Here is a 25191-nt window from a genome sequence, read left to right as displayed (position 1 = left end):
CGCAGCTCAGACCCAGGCGTGCAGGTTGGCGGCGTCGGTGGCGAGTTGGGTGACCGAGTCGTCGGCGACGAACTCGAGCAGTGCGTTGATCTCGCGGGGCTCGGCGGCGAGGCGTTTCAGGACCGGGCGCCACAGGGACTCGCGGCCGGAGAGCGGGAGGCGGTTGTTCGACGGCCACCAGGAGAAGACGTGGACGGTGCTCAGCCAGGGCATCAGCGCCTCGAGCTGCTGCAGGCAGGTCGTGTCGTCGAGGTCCACCGGCGGCTGCCAGTACGTCGTGAGGTTGGGCGCGCCGACGTCCAGCAGCAGGGTGATGGTCGAGTCGACCTCGTCGGTCAGCGTGCCGCGGTGGAACTCCATCGCGATCTCGATGCCCGCGCCGGCGGCGACGTCGGCCAGCTCGGCCAGGCCGCGGGTCACTGCCATTCGGTCGCCGACGCCGGCGTCCGCCGTACCGACGGTGCCCGCCCAGACCCGGATCCGGGGAGCGCCCAGCTCGGACGCGGTCGTCACCGCGCTGCGGATCTCCTCGCGGTCGACGCTGCCGGCCCGTAGGTAGGACCCGTACGCCGCGATCGCCAGGCCGCGGTCCTCGCAGAGCGCCCGCGCCTTCCGGGCGGCGGCCAGGTCGCCGAGCGGCACGTGGACGTCGCCGCCCCACTCGATCGCCGCCAGTCCCGCCTGCGCGGCGACGTCGACGACCTGCTCGACGGCCAACTGGCGGAACGTCACCGAGACCAGACCGGTCCTCACACCCACATGCGCCTCCTGTGCTCAGGTCCATCCAACCGCATCGCACCAGCGCTGGTCCGGCGCCGATCTCACGTCATGAGCAAAGTCTTTGGATGGCCCTGACGTCAGGGTTTAGGCTCGGGACGTGTCAGAGCAGCGCAGAGGGTTCCTCCAGGGTTTCGCCGCCTACGTGCTGTGGGGACTCTTCCCGCTCTACTGGCGACTGCTCGACGACTCCAGCGCGCTCGAACTGCTGGCCCATCGCATCGTCTGGTCGCTGATCTCGATCGCCCTGCTGGTCGTCGTACTGCGGCACTACGGGCAGGTCCGCGCGATCCTCGCCGACCCGCGCCGGCGCTGGCCACTCGCCGCGGGGGCGGTGCTGATCTCGGTCAACTGGGGCGTCTACATCTGGGGCGTCGAGCAGAACCGGGTGGTCGAGACCTCGCTCGGGTACTTCATCACGCCGCTGTTCACGGTCCTGCTCGGCGTCTTCGTACTCGGCGAGCGACTGCGGGCGATCCAGTGGACCGCGCTGGCGATCGCGTTCGTGGCCGTGGTCGGGCTGACCATCGAGGCCGGCCGGCCGCCGTGGATCGCGCTCGCGCTGACCTTCTCGTTCGGCTTCTACGGGCTGGTCAAGAAGAAGGCCAACGCCGGCGCCGTCGAGGGCATGGCGGTCGAGTCGGCGACGATGGCGCCGGTCGCGCTGATCGCGATCGTGGTGATGGCGCTGCAGGGACACTCGACGGTGACCGACCACGGGCTGGGCTACCTCGCGCTGGTGCTGCTGAGCGGCCCGATCACCGCCGTACCGCTGCTGCTGTTCGGGTCGGCGGCGACGCGGATCTCGATGACGACGCTCGGTCTGCTGAACTACATCGCGCCGATCATGCAGTTCGTGGTCGGGGTGACGCTGTTCCACGAGCACATGTCGTCGATGCGCTGGGCCGGGTTCGGACTGGTCTGGATCGCACTGGTCTTGTTCACCTGGGACGGGCTGGTTCGCCGCCGTCGAGTGGTCACCCCGGACGTCGCCGCTTCCGCTGTGTGACGGTTCGGATGCTGTTGGCTACTGAGGTCAACCTAAGCCTCGTGACGTTCATCTGACCTTCACCCCGCTTCCGCTTCGGATCCCTAGCCTCGCGGCGACGCCGAACCTTTCCTGCGAGCACCGGAGAGTCCGAAGTGAGCCCCAAGTTCCTCCCGCTGATCAGCCAGATCGGCACCCGCCACGGGTCCAGGTCGTTCCGTACCTGCGAGCTGAAGTGCGCCAACCAGTGTGACCACGCCGAGCCGAACACATCCGGCAACGAGCACATCCAGACCGTCCTGCAGACCGCGTTCTCCCGGCGCAACATGCTCAAGGCGGGTGTCGCGAGCGCCGCGGTGGCCGGCGTCGCCACGCTGGCCGTGAACCGGCCCGCCGCCGCCGACTTCTCCACCGCCGCGAGTGGCGGCCGCGGCAACGGCGCCTTCCCCGGCTTCGGCGGTCCGCAGGGCGAGCTGACGCACAGCGTCGTCCCGCCGAACCGCAAGGACGACCTGGTCGTGCCCAAGGGCTACGAGCAGGCCGTCGTGATCGCCTGGGGCGACCCGGTCGAGTACGGCGCGCCGCGGTTCGACGTGAACCGCCAGACGCCCGAGGCGCAGGCCAAGCAGTTCGGCTACAACAACGACTACACGATGATCGTGCCGCTGCGCGACGAGCGGAAGGCGCTGCTCGTCTGCAACCACGAGTACACCGACGAGAACCTGATGCTGCCGACCGGCAAGTACGACGCCAAGACGATCGCGAAGATCGGTCTGGCCGCGCACGGCATGTCGGTGGTCCAGATCGAGCGCGTCGGCCGCAGCGGCCAGTGGCGCCGCGACAAGCAGGGCAGCCGCTACAACCGCCGGATCACCGCCACCACGAAGTTCGACGTGTCCGGCCCGGCCGCCGCCGACCGCCGCGTCGGAAAGGTTGCCTACGGCACCTTCGGCAACTGCGCCGGCGGTGTCACCCCGTGGGGCACGATCCTGTCCGGCGAGGAGAACTTCAACGGCTACTTCGACGTCAGCGGCGCGGTCCCGGCCGAGTACACCACCAGCTACAAGCGGTACGGCGTACCGACGACGGTGACCAAGTCGGCCCGCGAGTGGAGCATCGTCGACCCGCGCTTCGACCTGACCAAGAACCCGACCGAGGCGTTCCGCACCGGCTGGATCGTCGAGGTCGACCCGTACGAGCCGCACGCGACGCCGCGCAAGCTCACCATGCTCGGCCGGATGAAGCACGAGGGCGCCACCACCACGATCACCGCCGACGGCCGGATCGCGGTCTACCTCGGTGACGACGAGCGTGGCGAGTACGTCTACAAGTTCGTCTCGACCGGCAAGTACGACCCGGACAACCGCAAGCGCAACTTCGGCCTGCTGGACGAGGGCACGCTGTACGTCGCCAAGTTCACCGGCGACGGCGCCGAGGACGGCCTGTACGACGGGACCGGCACCTGGATTCCGCTGACCTCGGACAAGAAGTCGTTCATCGACGGCATGTCGGTCGCCGACGTGCTGATCGACGTCCGGATCGCCGCCGACAAGGTCGGCGCCACCCGGATGGACCGGCCCGAGGACATCGAGCGCAACCCGGTCAACGGCCGGGTGTACGCCGCGATGACCAACAACTCCAACCGCGGCGGCACGTTCGCGGTCGACGAGGCGAACCCGCTGGCCAAGTCGCACACCCGGGCGACCCTCGGCGGTCCGCTGGTCGAGCAGTCCGGCAACCGCAACGGCTACATCCTGGAACTCACCGAGGAGGGCGACGACGCGGCCAAGACCGGCTTCTTCTGGACGCTCTTCCTGGTCTGCGGCGACCCGGCGGCGCAGGAGACCTACTTCGGCGGGTACGACAAGTCGAAGGTCAGCCCGATCTCCTGCCCGGACAACGTCGCCTTCGACGGCTCCGGCAACCTGTGGATCTCCACCGACGGCAACGTGCTCGGCTCCAACGACGGCATCTTCACCGTGCCGGTCGCCGGGCCGAAGCGCGGTCAGGTCAAGCAGTTCCTGTCGGTGCCGTTCGCGGCCGAGGCCTGCGGTCCGCTGATCAGCGAGGACGACAAGACCGCGTTCGTCGCCGTCCAGCACCCGGGCGAGACCGACGACGCGACGTTCGAGAAGCCGTCGTCGACCTGGCCGCACACGCACAACTACCCGCGCCCGGCGATCTCCTGCGTCTGGCGCAAGGACAACGGCCGCGTCGGTAGCTGACACCGGGCCCTTCTGCTCGGCCCGGCGCCCTACTGGGACCTCGGACACCGCGTGGGGACCTCGGACAGGAAATAGCCTGTCCGAGGTCCCCGGTTTCTGTTCGGGGTCCGGTTCATCCCGCGGTGCCGAGATCGTCCGACCGGCCGGCCTCGACGCGGGACCACTGGGCGATCGGCCGCCCGTCAACGGTGTGGAAGTCGGGACGGGCGTTGGTGCCCCACGGCTGCGGCCAGCCTTCCGGCGACTCCTCCTGAACCTCCTGCCGGCCGTAGACGGTCAGGTCCATCAGCGAGTAGCTGTTGTCCAGGATTTCCACCCCGCGCTGGGTGGTCCAGTACGTCTCGAAGACCCGGTCGCCGTCGCGGACGTAGCAGACCAGGTGCATCATGCCGACCGTCCGGCCGACCAGCAGCTCGGCCTTCGAGGGATCGGCCGAGTACCAGGGCATCGTCCAGCCCATGAAGTCGCGGTAGCGCCGGCTTTCGTCGTACGGGCCCTGGCAGAAGACGGCGAAGGTGATGTCGCGCGAGTGCAGGTACGACAGCTCCGCGACGTGCGTCGTACACCAGGTGCAGCCCTCGCACTGCTCGGACGCGGGGTGGCCTCGGTGCCACATGAAGTAGTACGCGATCAGCTGGCGACGTCCCTCGAAGGCGTCCAGCAGAGTGGTCGGGCCGTCGGGCCCGGTCAGTTCCAGGCGGGGATCGACCTCGACCATCGGCAGTCGCCGTCGGGCCGCGGCGATCGCGTCGCCTTGTCTGGTGTGCGCCTTCTCCCGGGCGCGGAGTTGGTCCACCTCCCGCTGGAAGGTGGCGCGGTCGACGATCGGTGGGTAGCTCATGTTCTCAGTCATGTCCGGTACGTCGGAGTCGTCAAGCCTCTCTTGACATGTCTATTCTGGATATCTAATATCTAGGTTATGAAGATGAACGAGGGCGTCGAGTGGGCCCTGCACAGCTGCGTGAACCTGTGCTGGATCCCGGGTGAGACCGTCACCGCGAAGAAGCTCGCCGCCTTCTACAACCTGCCCACGGCGTACCTGAACAAACAGCTCCAGGCGCTGGCCCGGGCCGGCATCATGTCGTCGACCTCGGGCCCGAAGGGCGGTTTCCAGCTGGCCCGACGGCCGGAGGACATCACGCTGCTGGACGTCGTGGTCGCGATCGACGGCGCGGAGGACGCGTTCCGCTGCACCGAGATCCTCAAGGATGGCCCGGGCGCCGACCCGTTGGCCGACTACCGCAAGACCTGCCTGGTCGCGAGCTCGATGCGCCGGGCGGAGCTCGTCTACCGGCGGGAACTGGCCGCGCGCACCATCGCCGACATCGTCGCCGAGGTCGAGCAGACCTTCCCGCAGACGCCGGACAACACCCGCGCCTGGTTCGCCAACCTCAAATCCTGAGAACGGCTCGCCGGCGTTCTTCCGCACCCCGATTCTGGACATTCGACATCAACAATAGGAGCTTTTCATGACCGTTCTCGTCCGCGCCACCGACGCCGAAGTACTCGCCGCCAGCGGAGTCACGCTGCTCGCCGACACCCCGGCCACCAACGGCCACCTGACCAGCCACCGCTCGGTCTTCCAGCCCGGCAAGGAAGGCGCTCCCCCGCACCTGCACCGCGAGGCCTCCGAGCTGTTCTATGTACTCACCGGCAACCTCCGCGTCCTCACCGGCGACGACCTGATCACCCTGCACACCGGCGACTTCCTGGTCGTCCCCCCGAACACCCCGCACGCCTTCGAAGCCGCCGGTGAGGAGCCCACCGAAGTCCTGTTCGTCCTCACCCACGCCAAGCCCCGCTTCGACTACTACCGCCTGCTCGAAGGCGTCTACCGCGGCGACACCGACCCCGCCGTACTGGCCACCACCAGCGACACCTACGACAACCACTACGTCGACAGCCCGACCTGGCAGGCCCGCTGACCACCACCTTCGTTTCAACCCGGCCGCGGAGATCGATGCCTGCGGCAACGGGACGCTGGTCGGCCGGGAATGACCGGGGGGCGCAGCCACCCGTTGGTGCTCCGCAGTCGCAGCCGCCCGGCGGTCCCGTCCTGGGTCCGGAACGCCGCTGAGGATCGGAGACCAAGGCGGCGTTCAAGACCACCGAACTGATCGCGTACGTCGCCGCGGTGCTGGCGGTCCTGATCGCCGCGGCGGTCGTCGGTGACAACGGCGACGGGCAGGACGGGTTCGGCGCCGAGCGGGCATGGTTCTACGTCACCCTGCTGACCATCGGCTACCTGGTGAGCCGCGGACTGGCGAAGGCCGGCAGCCGGCACGAGGACCAGTAACCCGGCCCGCTACTCCCGGCCGCCAGCGAAAGTCGCTCTCAGTCGATTCCAAGGAAGTTCTCAGCGCCGTACGCCACCATCGTGCAAAGGGGCGAAGGGAGCTTCCGTGGCAGGTTCGATGGTGGTGGGGTCCCGGCGGGTGACGGCGTCGGAGTTGCGGTATCCGGCCGGGTCCGTGGTGGTGCTGGCAGGGATTCCCGGGGCGGGCAAGAGCACGCTGTTGCGGCGGCTGTTTCCGGGAGAGACGACGCGGGTGCTCGACTCCGAGGTCGTTCGCGAGCGGTGGCGGCCGGCGCTCGGCGGCATCCCGTACGCGTGGTGGCGACCGGTGCTGCACCTGTCGTACTACGTGCTCGTACTGCGGGCGATGCGTCGTGGCGGGCCGTTGGTCGTGCACGACTGCGCGACGCGGCCCTGGGCCCGGCAGCTGATCGGTCGAGCGGCCCGCAGCGCGGGACTCGCGGTGCATCTCATCATGCTCGACGTACCAGAAGAGATCGCCCGGCGCGGGCAACAGGATCGGCGCCGAGTGGTGCGGGCGGGCAGCATGCTCAAGCACAGTCGCCGCTGGCCCGAGCTGGTGAAGCAGGCCGCAGAGGATCCCGGCTCGGTGGTGCCGGGTGCGGTGTCGGCCATCGTGCTGAGCAGAGGTCAGGCCGATCGGCTGGAGAAGATCACCTTCGAAGACCGGCCCGAAACCAACGAGCTCCTCCCGACTGCATGACACAGCCGGGAGGCAGCAGCCTCACACCGAGCGGGTGACGACCAGGTCGCAGAGGGACTCGAGGGCGGACCGCGGCACGCCTTCGGGAAGGTCGGCGAGCAGCTTACGCGCGTCGTCGGCCCGGCGGCGTACGTCGTCCTCGGCCTGCTGCAGGGACGGGTGGGCCCGGAGAGCGGCCAGCGCCTCGGCGAGCTTGGCGTCGTCGGTCAGGTCGGAGTCGAGCAACTCGAGCAGCCGGGCGTCCTCGGGCTTGGACGGGTCGGCCTGGGCCCGGAAGATCAGCACCGGCAGGGTCGGGACGCCCTCGCGGAGATCCGTCCCGGGAGTCTTGCCGGACTGGCCGGACTCCGAGGTGACGTCGAGGATGTCGTCGGCAAGCTGGAAGGCCGCGCCGATCTCCTCGCCGAAGGCACGCAGAGCTTCCTGCACCTCTTCGGACGCCCCGGCGAACCGGGCGCCGAACAACGCCGACGTCGCGATCAGCGAGCCGGTCTTGTCCGCGACCACCGACAGGTAGTGGGCCAGCGGGTCCTGGCCTTGCCCGACGCCGAGGGTCTCCCGGATCTGGCCCTCGACCAGCCGGCCGAAGGTGCGGGCCTGGATCCGGACCGCCTCCGGGCCGAGCGACGCGACCAGGTCGGACGCCTTGGCGAACAGCCAGTCACCGGCCAGGATCGCGACCGAGTTGTCCCAGGCCGCGTTGGCCGTGGAGCTTCCCCGGCGCAGCGCGGCCTCGTCCATCACGTCGTCGTGGTGCAGCGTCGCGACGTGGGTCAGCTCGACCACGACGGCCGAGTCGACCACCTCGGGGGCATCGGGCCGGGGCCCGAACTCCGCGGCCAGCAGGACCAGCAGCGGGCGGAAGCGCTTGCCCCCGGCCACCATGACGTGCTGGGCCGCCTGGGTGACGAACGGCGCCTCGGACTGGGTGGAGTCGCGCAGCGCCTGCTCGACCCGTTCCAGCCCAGCACGGACCCGGGACTCGAGCGCCTCGTCGGCGAACGCGAATCCCAGGCTCTGCGCCGGCTGCGGAGTCTTACTCAACGGATGAACTCACCCGCACGGGCCGCCAGGTCGAGCATCGGGCCGGGAACCAGACCGAGCACCACCGTGGCGGCGAGACCCAGGGCGACGGCGGCCGTGGTCTGCCACCCGGGCAGCACCACGTCCGGAGCGTCGTCCGGCAGGTCGGAGAAGAACATCAGCACGATCACGCGGACGTAGAAGAACGCGGCGACCAGGCTGCACAGCACCGCGACCACGACCAGCGGCCAGGCGCCACCGGTCCAGGCCGCGGTGAACACGGCCCACTTGCCGGTGAAGCCGGCGGTCAGCGGGATCCCGGCGAACGACAGCAGGAAGAAGGCGAAGATGCCGCCCAGCAGCGGCGACTTCTTACCCAGCCCGGCCCACCGCGACAGGTGGGTCGCCTCGCCGCCGGCGTCACGCACCAGCGTGACCACGGCGAACGCGCCGATCGTCGGGAAACCGTAGGTGACCAGGTAGAACAGCACCGCCTGGGTCGAGGTGATCCCGTTCAGCACGCCGCTGCCGGCCTGCGCCAGCCCGATGAACGCGGTCAGCAGGAAGCCCGCGTGCGCGATCGAGGAGTAGGCGAGCATCCGCTTCACGTCGGTCTGGGTGATCGCGACGATCGAGCCGACCACCATGGTGAGGATCGCGACGATCCACATCATCGGCGCCCAGTCCCAGCGGGTCCCGCCGAAGGCGACGTAGAAGACCCGCATCAACGCGATGAACGCGGCGATCTTGGTGCAGGCCGCCATGAACCCGGTGACCGGCGTCGGCGCGCCCTGGTAGACGTCCGGCGTCCAGGAGTGGAACGGCACGGCGCCGACCTTGAACAGCAGGCCGACCCCGAGCAGGCCGGTGCCGGCCAGCAGGATCGCGTCGCCACCGGTCTTGGTGGCCAGCGCGTCGGCGATGCCGCCGAGCGACATGGTGCCGGCGTACCCGTAGAGCAGGGCGATGCCGAACAGCAGGAACGCCGAGGCGAACGAGCCGAGCAGGAAGTACTTCATCGCGGCTTCCTGCGAGATCAGCCGGCGGCGCCGCGCCAGCCCGCAGAGAAGGTACAGCGGCAGCGAGAAGACCTCGAGCGCGACGAACAGCAGCAGCAGGTCGTTGGCCGACGCGAACAGCATCATGCCGCCGATCGCGAACATCGTCAGCGGGAAGACCTCGCTGTGCTCGACCTTCGCCGCGGTGCCCTCGCGCTCGGCCTCACTACCCGGTACGGCGGCCGCCTGGCCGGCGAACGCCGACAGGCCTCCGTCGACCGAGCGCTCGGCGAACAGCAGCAGGCTGATCAGCGTCAGCGCCAGCAGGATCACCCAGGTGTACAGCGCGGGGCCGTCCACCGAGATCGCGCCCTGCGCCGCGAGCAGCTTTTTCTCGTCGGCCATCAGCAGCACGGTCAGGACGCCGGCCACCACCACGCCGACGATCGCGAGCGCGACCTGGACCAGGTGCCGCCAGGTCCGCGGAAGGAAGGCCTCGACGAGTACGCCGAGGCAGGCCGCGCCGAAGACCACGAACAACGGCATCAGCTCGTTGTACTCGATCTTGGGCGCGACGAAGTCCGCCAGCGGCAGAACCTGCGCCGTCAGCACTGCACTCACTTCTGTCCCTCCGTCACGGGGATCTCAGGGGCCTTGTCACTGACGCCCACCAGCTGCATCGTCGACTCCACCGCCGGCTTGATGATGTCGACCACCGGCTTGGGGTAGAACCCGAAGCCGACGATCAGCAGCACCAGCGGTGCGATCGCGAACACCTCGCGGAAGTTCAGGTCCTTCAGCTTCTCGATCCCGTCGCGGACCGGCCCGGTCATCAGGCGCTGGTACATGATCAGGATGTAGAGCGCGGCCAGCACGATACCGAGCACCGCGATCACGGCGATCACCTTGTGCCGGCTGAACGTTCCGGCCAGCACCATGAACTCGCTGATGAACGGCGACAGCCCGGGCAGCGCGAGGCTGGACAGACCGGCGAACAGGAACGTCCCGGCCAGCACCGGCGCGACCTTCTCGACGCCGCCGTAGTCGGCGATCCGCGCCGAACCGCGGCGCGAGATCAGGTACCCGGCGACCAGGAACAGCGCGGCCGTGGACAGGCCGTGGTTGAACATGTAGAGCGTCGACCCGGTCAGCCCCTGCGAGGTGAGCGCGAAGATGCCCATCACGATGAAGCCGAAGTGCGAGATCGAGGTGTAGGCGATCAGCCGCTTGATGTCGGTCTGGCCGATCGCCACCAGCGCGCCGTACAGGACGCTGATCAGGGCCAGTACCAGGACGACCGGGGTGGCCCACTCGGACGCGTTCGGGAACAGGCCCAGGCAGAACCGGATCATCCCGAAGGTGCCGATCTTGTCCAGGATGCCGACCAGCAGCACCGACGTGCCCGGCGTCGCCTCGGCGGCGGCGTCCGGCAGCCAGGTGTGGAACGGCACCATCGGCGCCTTCACCGCGAAGGCGAAGAAGAAGCCGAGGAACAGCCAGCGCTCGGTGTTCTGCGACATGTCGAGCTTGACCAGGTCGGTCAGCAGGTACGACGGGTCGCCGCTCTTGGCCGACAGCACGTACAGGCCGACGACCGAGGCCAGCATCAGCAGACCGCCGAGCAGCGAGTAGAGCAGGAACTTCACCGCGGCGTACGAGCGCTGCACGCCGCCGAAGCCGCCGATCAGGAAGTACATCGGGATCAGCGTGGCCTCGAACAGCACGTAGAACAGGAACACGTCGGTGGCCGCGAACACGCCCAGCGACAGCGCCTCCAGCGCGAGGATCCAGGCGAAGAAGGACTTCTCGCTCCAGCGACCGTCCTTCGCGTCGTTCCAGGAGGCGAGCTGGACGATCGGGGTGAGCAGCGCGGTGAGCACCACCAGCACCAGCCCGACGCCGTCCAGGCCGAGTGCCCAGTGCGCCCCGAAGGCCTCGATCCAGGTGTGCGACTCCGCATAGTCGGCCGCACCGTTGCGGTGGTAGCCGACGGCAATGACCAGGGTCAGCACCAGCGTGAGCAGCGAGAAGACCAGTGACACCCGCTTGGCGAGCAGGCCGTTGGCCTTGGGCACCGCCATCGTCACCAGGGCTCCCACGAACGGCAGGAGCAACAGATACGTCAGCCAACCGATGTTCACGACAACCTCACCGCGAGGAGGGCGACGACCACGAGAGCGGCGCCGAAGACCATGCTGAGTGCGTACGAACGGACGAAGCCCGTCTGGAACCGGCGCAGCCGGCCGGACAGACCGCCGAAGAGGGCGGCCATGCCGTTCACCGAGCCGTCGACGCCCCGGTTGTCCAGCCAGACCAGGGTCCGGGTGAGGTACTGGCCCGGACGCATCAGGACCGCCTCGTTGAGCGCGTCGCCGTACAGGTCACGGCGGGCGAAGGTGGTGACCGGCGAGACCTTGACCGGCGCCTCGCGCGGGATCTCCTGGCGGTAGCGCAGGTACCCGATCGCGGCACCGACGGCGACCACGGCGACCGTGATCAGCGTCATCACCAGCGCGCTGACCGGCGGGTGGTGCTCCTCGTGACCGACCACCGGCTCCAGCCAGTGCACGATCCAGTCGCCGAGGAAGTACAGCGCGCCGCCGAAGACCGACAGCACCGCCAGCACGATCAGCGGGATCGTCATCGACGAGGGCGACTCGTGCGGGTGCACGTCCTCGGCCCAGCGCTTCTTGCCGAAGAACGTCATCATCATCAGCCGGGTCATGTAGAACGCGGTGATGCCGGCCGCCAGCAGGGCGCACAGACCGATCACGAAGTTGTCCGCGAACGCGGCCTCGATGATCTTGTCCTTGCTCCAGAAGCCGGCGAAGCCCGGGAACCCGATGATCGCCAGGTACCCCATCGCGAAGGTGGCGAAGGTGATCTTCATCGACGTACGCAGCGCACCGTAGTGGCGCATGTTCACGTCGTCGTTCATGCCGTGCATCACCGAGCCGGCGCCGAGGAACATGTTGGCCTTGAAGAAGCCGTGCGTGATCAGGTGGAAGATCGCGAACACGTAGCCCGCCGGGCCGAGGCCGGCCGCGAGCATCATGTAGCCGATCTGGCTCATCGTCGAACCGGCCAGCGCCTTCTTGATGTCGTCCTTGGCGCACCCGATGATCGCACCGGCCAGGACGGTCACCGTACCGACGATCACGACCGCGGTGGAGGCCACCTCGGTGTGCTCGTAGATCGCGCTCGACCGGGTCACCAGGTAGACGCCGGCGGTGACCATGGTCGCGGCGTGGATCAGGGCCGAGACCGGGGTCGGGCCCTCCATCGCGTCCAGCAGCCAGGACTGCAGCGGCACCTGGGCCGACTTGCCGCAGGCCGCCAGCAGCAGCATCAGGCCGACCAGCGTGGCCCAGGTCGACGACATCCCCTCGGCCCCGGCGTTGACCGTGGCGAAGGCGGACGAGCCGAACAGCGCCCACATGCTCATCACCGCGAGCGACAGGCCGATGTCACCGACCCGGTTCACCACGAACGCCTTCTTGGCGGCGGTGGCGGCCGAGTGCCGGTCCTGCCAGAAGCCGATCAGCAGGTACGACGCCAGACCGACGCCTTCCCAGCCGACGAAGACCAGCAGGTAGTCCGCGGCCAGCACCAGCAGCAGCATCGCCGCGATGAACAGGTTCAGGTAGGCGAAGAAGCGGCGCCGTCGCGGGTCGTGCGACATGTAGCCGATCGAGTAGATGTGGATCAGCGATCCGACACCGGTGATCAGCAGCACGAACAGGATCGACAGTTGGTCGACCAGCAGGGTGACGTCGACGTGCACGCTGCCGACCGAGAACCACTCGAACAGCTTGACCGTCTCGGACCGCTCCTCGGCGCCGTGCCCCTGCATCTGGACGAACAGGATGGCACCGCAGACGAAGGAGGCCAGCGACGCCGCGGTGCCGAGCAGGTGTCCCCAGGCGTTGGTGGCCTTGCCACCGAGCAGGAGGATCGCCGCCGACACCGCTGGGATCGCGACCAGCAGCCACGCGAGCTCATGACTCATCGGTGATTACCTCAGTACTTGAGCAGGTTGGCGTCGTCGACCGAGGCCGAGCGACGGGTGCGGAAGATGGCCATGATGATCGCCAGGCCGATCACGACCTCGGCCGCCGCCACCACCATCACGAAGAAGGCAGCGATCTGGCCGTCGAGATTGCCGTGCTGGCGGGCGAAGCTGACGAACGCCAGGTTGCACGCGTTCAGCATCAGCTCGACGCACATGAAGACGACGATGGCGTTACGGCGTACGAGAACACCCAGAGCACCGATGCTGAAAAGGATCGCCGCAAGAATGATGTACGGCTCGGTGCTCACAGCTTGTCTCCTTCGCCGTAGCCGCTCAGGTCGGTGCTCTCCGGCTCCGACGGGACCGTGTCGCCGGCGTCGCCCTCGCTGATCCGGCGGACCGTCTCGACCTCGTCGCGCTCCTCGGATTCGGGGAACACGGTGCCACGGGCCTGCAGCACCCGCGAAACCGAGGTCGGTGCGATCGACCCGTCCGGCAGCAGCGCCGGGGTGTCGACCGCGTTGTGCCGGGCCAGGACGCCGGGCGTCGGCAGCGGGCCGGGGTGCACGCCGCTGTCGGCGTACTTGCGGATCCGCTCCTCGGCCAGGTCGCGCTGGGTCTTCTTGCGGGTCAGCCGCTCGCGGTGGGCCAGCATCATCGCGCCCATCGCCGCGGTGATCAGCAGCGCCGAGGTCACCTCGAAGGCGAACACGTACTTGCCGAACAGCAGCTGGGCGATGCCCTGCGGGTTGCCGTCCGGCTGCGCCTGGGCCAGGCCGATCGGGTCGCCGTACACGGCGTTGCCGACCGCGAAGACCAGCAGTACGCCGAAGCCGAGGAAGGCCAGCCCGGCCAGCAGGCGCTGACCGCGGATCGTCTCCACCAGGGAGTCCGACGCGTCGACGCCGACCAGCATCAGCACGAACAGGAACAGCATCAGGATGGCGCCGGTGTAGACGATGATCTGCACCGCGAACAGGAACGGCGCGTCCTGGGCCGCGTACTGCACGGCCAGGCAGACCATGACCGTTGCCAGCAGCAACGCCGAGTGCACCGCCTTGCGGACCAGGATCATCGCGATCGCGGCCAGCACCATGACCGGCGCCAGCATCCAGAACGCGACCTGGCCGCCGGTGACGAGTCCGATCACCGGTCGCCACCACCCTGCAGCGAGCTGTCCGGGTGCACCGAGGCGCTCTCCGGGACCACCGCGGAGCCGGTCAGGCCCAGGTAGTAGTCGGTCTGCGAGCGACCCAGCTGCATCTCGTGCGGCGGCTCCTCCATACCCGGCAGGAGCGGCGCGAGCAGGTCCTTCTTCTCGTAGATGAGGGACTCGCGGCTGCGGTCGGCCAGCTCGTACTCGTTGGTCATCGTCAGCGCCCGGGTCGGGCACGCCTCGATGCACAGCCCGCACAGGATGCAGCGCAGGTAGTTGATCTGGTAGACGCGGCCGTACCGCTCACCCGGCGAGAAGCGGGCCGAGCCGTCCGCCGAGTCGTCGACGTTGTCGGCGCCCTCGACGTAGATCGCGTCGGCGGGACACGCCCACGCGCACAGCTCGCACCCGATGCACTTCTCCAGCCCGTCCGGCCACCGGTTCAGCTGGTGCCGGCCGTGGAAGCGCGGTGCGGTCGGCTTCTTCTCGAACGGGTACTCCTCGGTGAACACCTTGCGGAACATCGTCCGGAAGGTGACCCCGAAACCCGCTACCGGATCCCAGAGGGATTCTTTGACGCTAGCCACGGCTGCCTTCCTTGCTTCGAATGTCCGTCTCGCTGCGGCTCGGAGTGTTGACGAGCGGGGGTGGCACGGGGAACCCGCCGGCGAAGGCGTCGAACTCGCCGGAGTCGGTCTCGGGTTCGGGTTCGGTCTTCTTCTGCGGCAGGAACATCGTGATCACCGCGATCAGCGCGACCACACCGGCCGCCAGCAGCAGGTAGTTGCGCTGGAACTCGACCTCGCGGCCCACCGCGCGGACCGTCGCGACCAGCACGATCCAGCCCAGCGAGACCGGGATCAGGATCTTCCAGCCCAGCTTCATGAACTGGTCGTAGCGCAGTCGCGGCAGCGTTCCGCGCAGCCAGATGTAGAAGAAGATGAAGCACATCATCTTGCCGACGAACCACAGCACCGGCCAGTAGCCCGAGTTCGCGCCGTCCCAGATCGAGATCGGCCACGGTGCTCGATAACCGCCCAGGAACAGCGTGGTCGCCAGCGCGGACACGGTCGCCATGTTGATGTACTCGGCCAGGAAGAACATCGCGTACTTCATCGACGAGTACTCGGTCAGGAAGCCGGCCACCAGCTCGCCCTCGGCCTCCGGCAGGTCGAACGGCGCCCGGTTGGTCTCGCCGACCATCGAGATCACGTAGATCACGAACGACGGGAACAGCAGGAACGCGTACCAGCCCGGGATCGGGATGTCGGCGCCGAACAGGCTGATCGACTGCTGCGAGCTCTGCGCGGCGACGATCTCCGAGGTGGACATCGAGCCCGCGAACAGGAACACCGTGACCAGCGCCAGGCCCATCGCGACCTCGTAGGAGATCATCTGGGCGCTGGAGCGCAGACCACCGAGCAGCGAGTACGTCGAGTTCGACGACCAGCCGCCGAGCACGATGCCGTAGATGCCGATCGAGGCGACCGCCATCACGTACAGCACCGAGACCGGCAGGTCGGTGATCTGCAGCCGGGTGTAGGTGTCGGTGAACGGAACCTTCACCGTCGGCCCGAACGGGATCACCGCAAAGGTCAGGAAGGCCGGGATCGACACGATCACCGGTGCCGCGACGTAGACGAACTTGTCCACGCCCTTGGGCATCAGGTCTTCCTTGAACATCAGCTTCATGCCGTCGGCCAGCGACTGGAGCAGACCGAACGGGCCGTGCACGTTCGGGCCGACCCGGTGCTGCATCCGGGCCACCACCCGGCGTTCCCACCAGATGTTGAACAGGGTGAGCACGACCAGGAAGACGAAGACCAGCAGCACCTTGATGCCGACGACCCACCAGGGGTCGTTGCCGAAGCCCGCGTCCGGGGTGTCGGCCATGGCCACGAGCGGGATGTGCGTCATGCGTTCCCTCCGGCGATGGTCACGATCGAGCCGTGGTCGGCGTGCAGCGCCCGGCGGACGTGCGAGTCGGCCGAGTTCGTCGGCAGCCAGACCACGTTGTCGGTCATCGGGGTGATCGCCACCGGCAGCCGGATCGAGCCGGCGTCGGTGCTGACCACGAGCTCGTCGCCGTCGGCCACGCCGACGCGGTGCGCGGTGGTCAGCGACAGCCGGGCGACCGGCTTGCGCGCGGTCGCGACCAGGTGCGGCTCACCGTCGTTGCTGCGGCTGTCGTCGATCAGCATCCGCCAGGTCGCCAGCCGGGTCGAGTCGAACGCACCGAGCGACGGACCGGCCTGGTACGTCGGCTCCTGCGCGCGGTCGCCGTCCCAGCGGCCGAGCTCGTCGTACTCGCGCTTGGCTCCGGCCGGGGTGCTGAACCCGAGCGAACGGTCCATCTCCTGAGCCAGGGCGGCCAGGGCGCGGACGTCCGGCATCGCGGTCGGCACCTTGAGCACGACCGGGAACGGCCGCTCACGGCCCTCCCAGTTCACGAAGGTGCCGTCCTTCTCGGCCGGCGGTACGACGGGGAAGACCACGTCGGCGTGCTCGGTCACCTGGGAGCTGCGGACCTCGAAGCTGACCACGAACGGCGCGGCCTGCAACGCGGCCAGGGCGGCCGCCGGGTCCGGCAGGTCGTCGACCTCGACCCCCGCGACGACCAGCGCCTGCAGCGAACCGGCCGCGGCGATGATCTCGCTGGTGTCCCGGCCGGTCGTGGCCGGCAGGCTGTCGACGCCCCACGCGGCCTGCAGGTCGACCCGGGCCGTGGCGTCGGAGACCAGGCGGCCACCCGGCAGCAGACCCGGAAGGCAGCCGGCCTCGAGCGCGCCCCGGTCACCCGCGCGACGCGGGATCCAGGCCAGCTGGGCACCGGTGTCGAGCGCCAGCCGCAGCGCCGCGGAGAGTGCACCAGGCACGGTCGCGAGCCGCTCGCCGACGATGATCACCGAGTCAGGACCGAGGGCGGCCTTGGCAGCCGCGCCGGTCTCGCCCTGGTTGCCCAGGTCGGCCAGTACGGCGGCCTCGGTGCCCGGGGTGGTCGAGATCACGACACCGGACAGCTTCTGTACGCCGCGCGACGCGAGCGCCGCGACCGTGAACACCTTCGTGCCGCGGTTGCGGACCGCCTTGCGGAGGCGGAGGAACACCGTCGGCGCCTCCTCCTCGGGCTCGAACCCGGCCAGCAGGACCGAACCGGCCCGCTCCAGGTCGGCGAACGTCGTCCCCAGGCCGGTGCCGGCCACCGCGGCGGCCAGGAAGTCGGCCTCCTCCGGCGAGTGCGGGCGGGCCCGGAAGTCGATGTCGTTGGTGCCCAGGGCGACCCGCGCGAACTTGGAGTACGCGTAGGCGTCCTCCAGCGTCAGCCGCCCACCGGTCAGTACGGCGGCGTTGCCGCGCGCGGCGGTCAGCTTCTGCGCCGCGAAGGTCAGCGCCTCCGGCCAGGACGCCGGCCGCAGCTCGCCGTCTTCGCGGATCATCGGGTGGGTCAGCCGGTCACCGGTGCTCGCGTAGTTGAACGCGAACCGGTCGCGGTCGGAGATCCACTCCTCGTTGACCGCCGGGTCGTCGCCGGCCAGCCGGCGCATCACCTTGCCGCGCCGGTAGTCGACCCGGATCGCCGCACCGGAGGAGTCGTGCTCGGCCACCGACGGCACCGACACCAGGTCGAACGGCCGCGACCGGAACCGGTACGCCGCGCTGGTCAGCGCGCCGACCGGGCAGATCTGGATCGTGTTGCCGGAGAAGTAGCTCTCGAACGGCTCCTTCTCGTAGATGCCGACCTGCTGCAGCGCACCCCGCTCGACCAGCGCGATGAACGGGTCACCGGCGATCTGCTCGGAGAACCGGGTGCAGCGGGCGCAGAGCACGCAACGCTCGCGGTCCAGCAGCACCTCGGCGGAGATGTTGATCGGCTTGGGGAAGGTCCGCTTGATCTCGTGGAACCGGGACTCGCCGGCGCCGTTGGTCATCGCCTGGTTCTGCAGCGGGCACTCGCCACCCTTGTCGCAGACCGGGCAGTCCAGCGGGTGGTTGATCAGCAGGAACTCCATGTTCCCGTGCTGCGCCTTGTCGGCCACCGGGGAGGTCACCTGGGTGCGGATCACCATGCCGTCGGCGACGGTCAGCGTGCAGGAGGCCTGCGGCTTGGGCATCCCGCGGCCGTTGCCGGCGTCGGGCACCTCGACCAGGCACTGCCGGCAGGCGCCGACCGGGTCCAGCAGCGGGTGGTCGCAGAACCGCGGGATCTGGATCCCGATCTGCTCCGCCGCCCGGATCGCCAGGGTGTTCTTCGGGACCTTGACCTCGATGTCGTCGATGGTCACGGTGACCAGGTCGACCTTCTCGACCTCGGTCCCCGAAGGGGGGTTGGCTTGGATGGTCATGCGCTTGCTCCAGCGGTCGCGAAGACGGTGGACGCCATCGGGTCGAACGGGCAGCCGCCGTGGGTGAAGTGCGCGAGGTACTCGTCCTTGAAGTGCTGGATCGAGCTGGTGATCGGCGCGGTCGCACCGTCGCCCAGGGCGCAGAACGAGCGGCCCATGATGTTCTCGCTCAGGTCGAGCAGGGTGTCGAGGTCGGCCTCGGTGCCCTGCCCCTTCTCCAGCCGCTCCAGGATCTGGACCAGCCACCAGGTGCCCTCACGGCACGGCGTGCACTTGCCGCAGGACTCGTGCTTGTAGAACTCGGTCCAGCGCAGCACCGAGCGGACCACGCAGACGGTTTCGTCGAAGATCTGCAGCGCCTTCGTGCCCAGCATCGAGCCGACCGAGCCGACACCCTCGTAGTCCAGCGGGACGTCGAGGTGCTCGGCGGTCAGCAGCGGCGTGGACGAACCGCCCGGCGTCCAGAACTTCAGCTCGTGGCCCTCGCGGATGCCGCCGGCCAGGTCGATCAGCTGGCGCAGCGTGATGCCGAGCGGCGCCTCGTACTGGCCCGGGCGGGTGACGTGCCCGGACAGCGAGTACAGCGTCATGCCCTTGGACTTCTCGGTGCCCATCGAGCCGAACCAGTCCGGCCCGTTCTTGATGATCGCGGGAACAGAGGCGATCGACTCGACGTTGTTGATCACTGTGGGGCAGCCGTACAGACCGGCCACGGCCGGGAAGGGAGGACGCAGCCGGGGTTGACCGCGACGACCTTCCAGCGAGTCCAGCAGCGCCGTCTCCTCGCCACAGATGTAGGCGCCGGCGCCGGCATGCACGACGACGTCCAGGTCGTAGCCGCTGCCGAGGATGTTGGTGCCGATGAATCCGGCCGCCTTGGCTTCCTCGACGGCCTGCTGCAGCCGGCGGATCACGTGCAGGACCTCACCACGTACGTAGATGAACGCGGTCGAGGCGCGGATCGCGTACGACGAGATGATGACGCCCTCGACCAGCGTGTGCGGCGAGGCCATCATCAGCGGGATGTCCTTGCAGGTGCCCGGCTCGGACTCGTCGGCGTTCACCACCAGGTACTTCGGCTTCGGGTTGTCCTGCGGGATGAACGACCACTTCATACCGGTCGGGAAGCCCGCGCCACCACGGCCGCGCAGACCGGAGTCCTTGACGGCGGTGATCACGTCGGCCGGCTGCATGCGCAGCGCGGCCTGCAGCGCGTCGTACCCGCCGGAGCGCTGGTACGACGCCAGCTGCCAGGAGCGGATCTGGTCCCAGTTGTCGGACAGTACCGGGGTCAGCATGGTCAGTCCTCCTTCCGGGAGTCGGGGATCGCCGGGGAGCCCGTGCCGGACTCCTTGCCGGGCTGGTCCTCCGGCCGCGGACCGGACGCCGCTTCCGGCGAGACGGTCTGCTCGGCCGCCGCACCGCCACCGCCGTGCTGGCCGGACGGTGCGGTCCAGTTGCGCTCGCGGGCCAGCCGCAGACCGGCCAGCGTCGCCTTGCCACCGGTCGGGCCCTCGTCGGCCCGGCCGTCGGGGAAGCCGGCCAGGACGCGCTCGGCTTCCTTCCAGGTGCAGATGGTGGCGCCGCGCGGCGACTTCACCTCGGTGCCGTCGCGCAGGTCGTCGACCAGCTGGGTGGCGGTCTCCGGCGTCATGTCGTCGAAGAACTCCCAGTTCACCATCATCACCGGCGCGTAGTCGCAGGCGGCGTTGCACTCGATGTGCTCGAGGGTGATCTTGCCGTCCTCGGTGGTCTCGTCGTTGCCGACCTCGAGGTGCTGCTTGAGCCGCTCGAAGATCAGGTCGCCGCCCATCACCGCGCACAGCGTGTTGGTGCACACGCCGACGTGGTAGTCGCCGACCGGACGGCGCTTGTACATCGTGTAGAAGGTGGCGACCGCGGAGACCTCGGCGCCGGTCAGTCCGAGCACGTCGGCACAGGCCTCGATGCCCTCCGGGGTGACCCGGCCCTCGACCGACTGCACCAGGTGCAGCATCGGCAGCAGCGCGGAGCGGCCGACCGGGTACCGGGCGGCCAGCTCGCGCATCTCCGCGATCGTGGTCTCGCTGATCTTCGAGTCGCCGGTGCTGTAGGGCACCGGCATGTCGGTCGAAGTCGTGTGGTTCTCGGCCATTTAGCGGTCCACTCCACCCATCACCGGGTCAAGGCTGGCGACGGCGACGATCACGTCGGCCACCTGTGCGCCCTCGCACAGGATCGGCATCGCCTGCAGGTTTGCGAAGGACGGGTCACGGAAGTGCGCCCGGTACGGCTTGGTGCCGCCGTCGGAGACCAGGTGGCAACCCAGCTCGCCGCGCGGCGACTCGATCGCGACGTACGCCTGGCCGGCCGGCACCCGGAAGCCCTCGGTGACCAGCTTGAAGTGATGGATCAGCGCTTCCATCGACTCGCCCATGATGTGCTTGATGTGGTCGAGGGAGTTGCCCATCCCGTCGTTGCCGACGGCCAGCTGGCTCGGCCAGCCGATCTTCTTGTCGGCCACCATCACCGGCTCGCCCTCCATCTTGGCCAGCCGCTCGGCGCACTGCTCGACGATCTTCAGCGACTCGTGCATCTCCTGCAGCCGGACCCGGAAGCGGCCGTACGAGTCGGCGGTGTCCCAGGTGGGCACGTCGAAGTCGTAGGTCTCGTAGCCGCAGTACGGCTGGGTCTTGCGCAGGTCCAGCCCGTAGCCGGTGGCGCGCAGCGGCGGGCCGGAGATGCCCAGCGCCATGCAGCCGGACAGGTCCAGGTACCCGACGTTCTCCAGCCGCGACTTGAAGATCGGGTTGGCGTTGCAGAGCTCGGCGTACTCGGGCAGGTGCTTGTTCATCCAGGTGATGTAGTCGCGGATCTTGTCCAGCGCACCCGGCGGCAGGTCCTGCGCGACACCACCGGGCCGGATGAACGCGTGGTTCATCCGCAGGCCGGTGATCAGCTCGAACAGGTCCAGCGTCATCTCACGCTCGCGGAACCCGATCGTCATCACGGTCAGCGCGCCGATCTCCATGCCACCGGTGGCGATGCAGACCAGGTGGCTGCTGATCCGGTTGAGCTCCATCAGGAGCACCCGCATCACGTTGGCCTTCTCGGGGATCTGGTCCTCGATGCCGAGCAGCCGCTCGACGGCCAGGCAGTACGCGGCCTCGTTGTAGAACGGCGACAGGTAGTCCATCCGGGTGCAGAACGTGACGCCCTGCGTCCAGGAGCGGAACTCCATGTTCTTCTCGATGCCGGTGTGCAGGTAGCCGATGCCGCAGCGGGCCTCGGTCACCGTCTCGCCGTCGATCTCGAGGATCAGCCGGAGCACACCGTGCGTGGACGGGTGCTGCGGGCCCATGTTGACGACGATGCGCTCTTCGGGCTCGTCGGACAGGCCGGCCACGACGGAGTCCCAGTCCTGACCGGTGACGGTGAAGACCTTGCCCTCGGTGGTGTCGCGAGCGTCGGCGTAGGGATCGGTAGTGGTCATCAGTTGTAAGACCTCCGCGTGTCGGGCGGCGGGATGACGGCGCCCTTGTACTCGACGTCGATGCCGCCGAGCGGGTAGTCCTTGCGCTGGGGGTGGCCCGGCCAGTCGTCCGGCATCTGGATCCGGGTCAGCGCGGGGTGCCCGTCGAAGATGATGCCGAAGAAGTCCCAGGTCTCGCGCTCGTGCCAGTCGTTGGCCGGGTACACCGAGACGATCGACGGGATGTGCGGGTCGCTGTCGGGCACCGACACCTCCAGCCGGATCCGCCGGTTGTGGGTGATCGACAGCAGGTGGTAGACCGCGTGCAGCTCGCGACCGGTCTCGTTCGGGTAGTGCACCCCGCTGACGCCGGAGCAGAACTCGAACCGCAGCGCCTCGTCGTCGCGCAGGTGCTGGGCGACCTCGACCAGCCGCTCGCGCCGGACGTGCAGGGTCAGCTCGCCGCGGTCGACGACGACCTTCTCCAGCGCGTCGTCCCCGACCAGGCCCTCGAGCCGCTCGGTCGCGCCGTCGAACCAGGACCCGTACGGCTTCGCGCTGCCACCGGGCAGCGCGACCTGGCGGCGCAGGCCGCCGAAGCCGGAGGTGTCACCGGTGCCGCGGACGCCGAACATGCCCTCGCGCTGGTCGACGACCTCGGCCGCCGGCGTCTGGGCGTCGCCGGCCGGTGACGTGGCCGGAAGGTTCTCCGGCTGGTGCTCGCTCATCGCAGCAGACCCTTCATCTCCAGAGTCGGCGCCGCGGTCAGCGCGGCGGCCTCCTGCTCGGCCTGCAGCGCCTTCTTGTTCGCGCCGAGCTTGCCGTGCTGGATGTCGTCGTGCAGCTTCAGGAAGGCGTCCAGCAGCATCTCCGGCCGCGGCGGGCAGCCGGGCAGGTACATGTCGACCGGTACGACGTGGTCCACGCCCTGCACGATCGCGTAGTTGTTGAACATGCCGCCCGAGGACGCGCACACACCCATCGCCAGCACCCACTTCGGGTTCGGCATCTGGTCGTAGATCTGGCGCAGCACCGGAGCCATCTTCTGGCTCACCCGGCCGGCCACGATCATCAGGTCGGCCTGACGCGGCGAGGCCCGGAAGACCTCCATGCCGAACCGGGCGGCGTCGTAGCGCGGCGCACCCGTCGTCATCATCTCGATCGCGCAGCAGGCCAGGCCGAACGTTGCCGGCCACAACGACGCCTTGCGCATGTAGCCGGACAGGCCCTCGACGGTGGTCAGCAGTACGCCGGCCGGAAGCTGTTCCTCAACACCCATAGGTCAGTCCCACTCCAGTCCGCCGCGGCGCCACACGTAGGCGTAGGCGACGAAGACGGTTGCGATGAAAATGACCATCTCGATCAACCCGAACAGCGCCATCTGGTCGAAGGCGACGGCCCACGGGTAGAGGAAGATGATCTCGATGTCGAACACGATGAACAGCATCGCGGTGATGTAGTACTTCACCGGGAAGCGGCCACCGCCGACAGGCTGCGGGGTCGGCTCGATCCCGCACTCGTACGAGTCGAGCTTGGCCCGGTTGTAACGCTTGGGGCCGACCAGCGCGCTGGTCACCAAGGTGCCCGCCACGAAGATGGCCGCCAGTACGCCGAGCACGAGGATCGGTACGTAAGGGTGCATCGGTCGGTGCTCCCTCCTTCTTGCGTCGTCCTGCCGCCTGATTTACCTGTTGCGAGTCAGCACTGTGTTATCAGTACCGCTGTGGTTCACGTCACTCGCCCCGCCGCTTTTACGCCGCCGGGGCAACCTTCGTGAGTCCGTTGATGATCTTGTCCATCACGTCGCCGTCGCGCGGGTCGGTGAGGTTGGCCAGCAACTTGAGCGTGAACTTCATCAGCGTGGTGCGCGGCAGACCGTACTTCGTGCACAGCCGCATCACCTCCGGGTTTCCGATCAGCTTCACGAAGACCCGGCCGAGCGTGTAGTAGCCGCCGTACTCCTGCTTGAGCGCCTTCGGGTACGCCGACAGCGCCCGCTCGCGCTGGTTCGGCTGCCGGCGCAGCGCCTGTGCGGCGACCTCGGCGGCGAACGCCCCGGACTCCATCGCGTACGGGATGCCCTCGCCGTTGAACGGGTTGACCATGCCGCCGGCGTCGCCGAGCAGCATCAGGCCGCGGGTGTAGTGCGGCTGCCGGTTGAACCCCATCGGCAGCGCCGCGCCCCGGATCGGGATGGTCTGGAACTCGTCGCGGAACTGCCACTGCTCCGGCGTGTTCTTCAGCCACTGCTTGAGCAGGTCGGCGTAGTCGACCTTGCCGAAGGCGTCGGAGGTGTTCAGGATGCCGAGGCCGACGTTGACCGTGCCGTCGCCCATCCCGAAGATCCACCCGTAGCCCGGCAGCAGGTTGCGCTGGCCGGGATTGTTCGGGTCGTCGGTCCACAGCTCCAGCCACGACTCGAGGTAGTCGTCGTCGTGGCGGGGGCTGGTGAAGTAGGTGCGCACCGCGACGCCCATCGGGCGGTCGTCGCGCTTGTGCAGGCCCATCGAGACGCTGAGGCGGGACGAGTTGCCGTCGGCGGCCATCACCAGTGGCGCCCGGAACTCGATGTCCTCGCCGGCCCGGCGGCCGTTGTCGTCGACCGGCTTGGCGGTGACGCCGACGATGAAGCCCTTGTCGTCGAGGATCGGCGCGGTCACGTTGGTCCGCTCGCGCAGCTGGGCGCCGGCCTTGACGGCCTGGCGGGCCAGCATGTCGTCGAAGTCCATCCGGTTGCGGGTCAGCCCGTAGTTCGGGTGGCTGGCCAGGTCCGGCCAGTCCAGCTGCAGCTGGTGCCCGGCGCCCTGGATCCGCAGGCCGTAGTTCTTGATCCAGCCGGCCTCGGGCGAGATGTCGATGCCCATGTTGATCAGCTGCTTGGTCCCGCGCGGGGTGAGGCCGTCGCCACACACCTTCTCGCGCGGGAACGCGGTCTTTTCGAGCAGCAGGACGTCGAGGCCCGCGTTGGCCAGATGGTACGCCGCGGCCGAGCCAGCGGGCCCGGCGCCGACGACGATCACATCAGCGGTCTCGGCCTGCTGCCTGTGCGGCACGCTCTGGCTCATCTCATCCCGGCCTGGAGTTGGGGCAGTTGGTCTCCGGACCCTCGTGAATCGCTTCACGAGGTCCAGTCACCCGACAGTCTAGGACTGCCTGACTCGGACACGAAACCGGCCCGGACACCCTTGTCCGCAAGCG

24 protein-coding genes are annotated in these 25191 nt (G+C 68.7%); 6 read left to right on the top strand and 18 right to left on the bottom strand.

All coding sequences use genetic code 11. From position 1 onward, the window contains the following. Positions 1 to 6: 6 nt before the first annotated feature. Complete coding sequence (locus tag BWI15_RS36870) at positions 7 to 759, bottom strand: sugar phosphate isomerase/epimerase family protein (protein ID WP_077019087.1); 753 nt, start codon at positions 757 to 759, stop codon at positions 7 to 9. Between the two features lie 118 nt (positions 760 to 877). Between BWI15_RS36870 and rarD the strand changes: the two genes are divergently transcribed. Together rarD and BWI15_RS36860 are read left to right on the top strand one after the other, a co-directional pair. After that, positions 878 to 1786 (top strand): EamA family transporter RarD, encoded by a 909-nt coding sequence (gene rarD / locus BWI15_RS36865; protein WP_077019086.1) that lies wholly within the window; start codon positions 878 to 880, stop codon positions 1784 to 1786. A gap of 134 nt (positions 1787 to 1920) precedes the next feature. Beyond that, complete coding sequence (locus BWI15_RS36860) at positions 1921 to 3990, top strand: PhoX family protein (protein ID WP_077019085.1); 2070 nt, start codon at positions 1921 to 1923, stop codon at positions 3988 to 3990. 112 nt (positions 3991 to 4102) lie between these two features. Here BWI15_RS36860 and BWI15_RS36855 read toward each other — a convergent pair whose 3' ends face one another. Next, positions 4103 to 4843, bottom strand: coding sequence for a DUF899 family protein (locus BWI15_RS36855; RefSeq protein WP_077019084.1), 741 nt, complete (start codon positions 4841 to 4843; stop codon positions 4103 to 4105). A 66-nt stretch (positions 4844 to 4909) separates the two neighbouring features. Between BWI15_RS36855 and BWI15_RS36850 the strand changes: the two genes are divergently transcribed. The 4 genes from BWI15_RS36850 (at position 4910) to BWI15_RS36835 (ending at position 7010) form a co-directional block, all read left to right on the top strand. Then, the gene (locus BWI15_RS36850; RefSeq protein WP_077019083.1) at positions 4910 to 5392 is read left to right on the top strand and encodes an RrF2 family transcriptional regulator; all 483 of its coding nucleotides are present in this window, start codon (positions 4910 to 4912) and stop codon (positions 5390 to 5392) included. Between the two features lie 67 nt (positions 5393 to 5459). Continuing rightward, positions 5460 to 5915: a cupin domain-containing protein gene (locus BWI15_RS36845; protein ID WP_077019082.1), complete on the top strand. Its 456-nt coding sequence runs from the start codon at positions 5460 to 5462 to the stop codon at positions 5913 to 5915. Positions 5916 to 6124: 209 nt separating this feature from the next. After that, positions 6125 to 6286 (top strand): hypothetical protein, encoded by a 162-nt coding sequence (locus tag BWI15_RS36840; protein ID WP_202817797.1) that lies wholly within the window; start codon positions 6125 to 6127, stop codon positions 6284 to 6286. Positions 6287 to 6392: 106 nt separating this feature from the next. After that, positions 6393 to 7010 carry an AAA family ATPase gene (locus BWI15_RS36835; protein ID WP_237771615.1) on the top strand — a complete coding sequence of 206 codons (618 nt, stop codon included), beginning with the start codon at positions 6393 to 6395 and terminating at the stop codon, positions 7008 to 7010. A gap of 21 nt (positions 7011 to 7031) precedes the next feature. On the opposite strand, the gene BWI15_RS36830 is transcribed toward BWI15_RS36835, so the two are convergent. The 16 genes from BWI15_RS36830 to BWI15_RS36755 form a co-directional block, all read right to left on the bottom strand. Further along, positions 7032 to 8054 carry a polyprenyl synthetase family protein gene (locus BWI15_RS36830; RefSeq protein ID WP_077019080.1) on the bottom strand — a complete coding sequence of 341 codons (1023 nt, stop codon included), beginning with the start codon at positions 8052 to 8054 and terminating at the stop codon, positions 7032 to 7034. After that, entirely contained in the window at positions 8051 to 9652 is a 1602-nt protein-coding gene (gene nuoN / locus BWI15_RS36825; RefSeq protein WP_083751207.1) for an NADH-quinone oxidoreductase subunit NuoN, read from the bottom strand. Before nuoN ends, BWI15_RS36830 begins: the two co-directional genes overlap by 4 nt. After that, complete coding sequence (locus BWI15_RS36820; protein WP_077019078.1) at positions 9649 to 11172, bottom strand: NADH-quinone oxidoreductase subunit M; 1524 nt, start codon at positions 11170 to 11172, stop codon at positions 9649 to 9651. The genes nuoN and BWI15_RS36820 overlap by 4 nt, the downstream gene beginning before the upstream one ends. Next, positions 11169 to 13040 (bottom strand): NADH-quinone oxidoreductase subunit L, encoded by a 1872-nt coding sequence (gene nuoL, locus BWI15_RS36815; RefSeq protein ID WP_077019077.1) that lies wholly within the window; start codon positions 13038 to 13040, stop codon positions 11169 to 11171. Before nuoL ends, BWI15_RS36820 begins: the two co-directional genes overlap by 4 nt. Before the next feature lie 11 nt (positions 13041 to 13051). Continuing rightward, positions 13052 to 13351: an NADH-quinone oxidoreductase subunit NuoK gene (nuoK, locus tag BWI15_RS36810; RefSeq protein ID WP_077019076.1), complete on the bottom strand. Its 300-nt coding sequence runs from the start codon at positions 13349 to 13351 to the stop codon at positions 13052 to 13054. After that, a complete protein-coding gene (locus BWI15_RS36805) occupies positions 13348 to 14193 on the bottom strand; it encodes an NADH-quinone oxidoreductase subunit J (RefSeq protein WP_077019075.1) in 846 nt (281 codons plus the stop codon). Before BWI15_RS36805 ends, nuoK begins: the two co-directional genes overlap by 4 nt. Continuing rightward, positions 14190 to 14786, bottom strand: a complete 597-nt coding sequence (gene nuoI / locus BWI15_RS36800) for an NADH-quinone oxidoreductase subunit NuoI (protein ID WP_077019074.1) — start codon at positions 14784 to 14786, stop codon at positions 14190 to 14192. The genes BWI15_RS36805 and nuoI overlap by 4 nt, the downstream gene beginning before the upstream one ends. Next, entirely contained in the window at positions 14779 to 16116 is a 1338-nt protein-coding gene (gene nuoH, locus BWI15_RS36795; protein WP_077019073.1) for an NADH-quinone oxidoreductase subunit NuoH, read from the bottom strand. Before nuoH ends, nuoI begins: the two co-directional genes overlap by 8 nt. After that, positions 16113 to 18542, bottom strand: coding sequence for an NADH-quinone oxidoreductase subunit G (locus BWI15_RS36790; RefSeq protein ID WP_077019072.1), 2430 nt, complete (start codon positions 18540 to 18542; stop codon positions 16113 to 16115). Before BWI15_RS36790 ends, nuoH begins: the two co-directional genes overlap by 4 nt. Continuing rightward, the gene (nuoF, locus tag BWI15_RS36785; protein WP_077019071.1) at positions 18539 to 19840 is read right to left on the bottom strand and encodes an NADH-quinone oxidoreductase subunit NuoF; all 1302 of its coding nucleotides are present in this window, start codon (positions 19838 to 19840) and stop codon (positions 18539 to 18541) included. The genes BWI15_RS36790 and nuoF overlap by 4 nt, the downstream gene beginning before the upstream one ends. A 2-nt stretch (positions 19841 to 19842) precedes the next feature. After that, positions 19843 to 20676, bottom strand: a complete 834-nt coding sequence (nuoE, locus tag BWI15_RS36780) for an NADH-quinone oxidoreductase subunit NuoE (RefSeq protein ID WP_077019070.1) — start codon at positions 20674 to 20676, stop codon at positions 19843 to 19845. Continuing rightward, positions 20677 to 22014: an NADH-quinone oxidoreductase subunit D gene (locus tag BWI15_RS36775; protein WP_077019069.1), complete on the bottom strand. Its 1338-nt coding sequence runs from the start codon at positions 22012 to 22014 to the stop codon at positions 20677 to 20679. Beyond that, positions 22014 to 22721: an NADH-quinone oxidoreductase subunit C gene (locus tag BWI15_RS36770; RefSeq protein ID WP_077019068.1), complete on the bottom strand. Its 708-nt coding sequence runs from the start codon at positions 22719 to 22721 to the stop codon at positions 22014 to 22016. The genes BWI15_RS36775 and BWI15_RS36770 overlap by 1 nt, the downstream gene beginning before the upstream one ends. Next, positions 22718 to 23272, bottom strand: a complete 555-nt coding sequence (locus BWI15_RS36765; protein ID WP_077019067.1) for a NuoB/complex I 20 kDa subunit family protein — start codon at positions 23270 to 23272, stop codon at positions 22718 to 22720. The genes BWI15_RS36770 and BWI15_RS36765 overlap by 4 nt, the downstream gene beginning before the upstream one ends. Positions 23273 to 23275: 3 nt before the next feature. Then, on the bottom strand, positions 23276 to 23635 hold the full coding sequence (locus tag BWI15_RS36760; protein ID WP_012923854.1) for an NADH-quinone oxidoreductase subunit A: 360 nt from the start codon (positions 23633 to 23635) through the stop codon (positions 23276 to 23278). A 109-nt stretch (positions 23636 to 23744) separates the two neighbouring features. Beyond that, positions 23745 to 25058 (bottom strand): geranylgeranyl reductase family protein, encoded by a 1314-nt coding sequence (locus BWI15_RS36755; protein ID WP_077019066.1) that lies wholly within the window; start codon positions 25056 to 25058, stop codon positions 23745 to 23747. Positions 25059 to 25191 lie beyond the last annotated feature (133 nt).

It is taken from the genome of Kribbella sp. ALI-6-A (genome assembly GCF_001984195.1).
In the GTDB taxonomy this organism is placed as follows: domain Bacteria; phylum Actinomycetota; class Actinomycetes; order Propionibacteriales; family Kribbellaceae; genus Kribbella.
The sequence above is the reverse complement of the archived record's forward strand: the minus strand, read 5'-3'. Positions and strand labels throughout refer to the sequence as shown.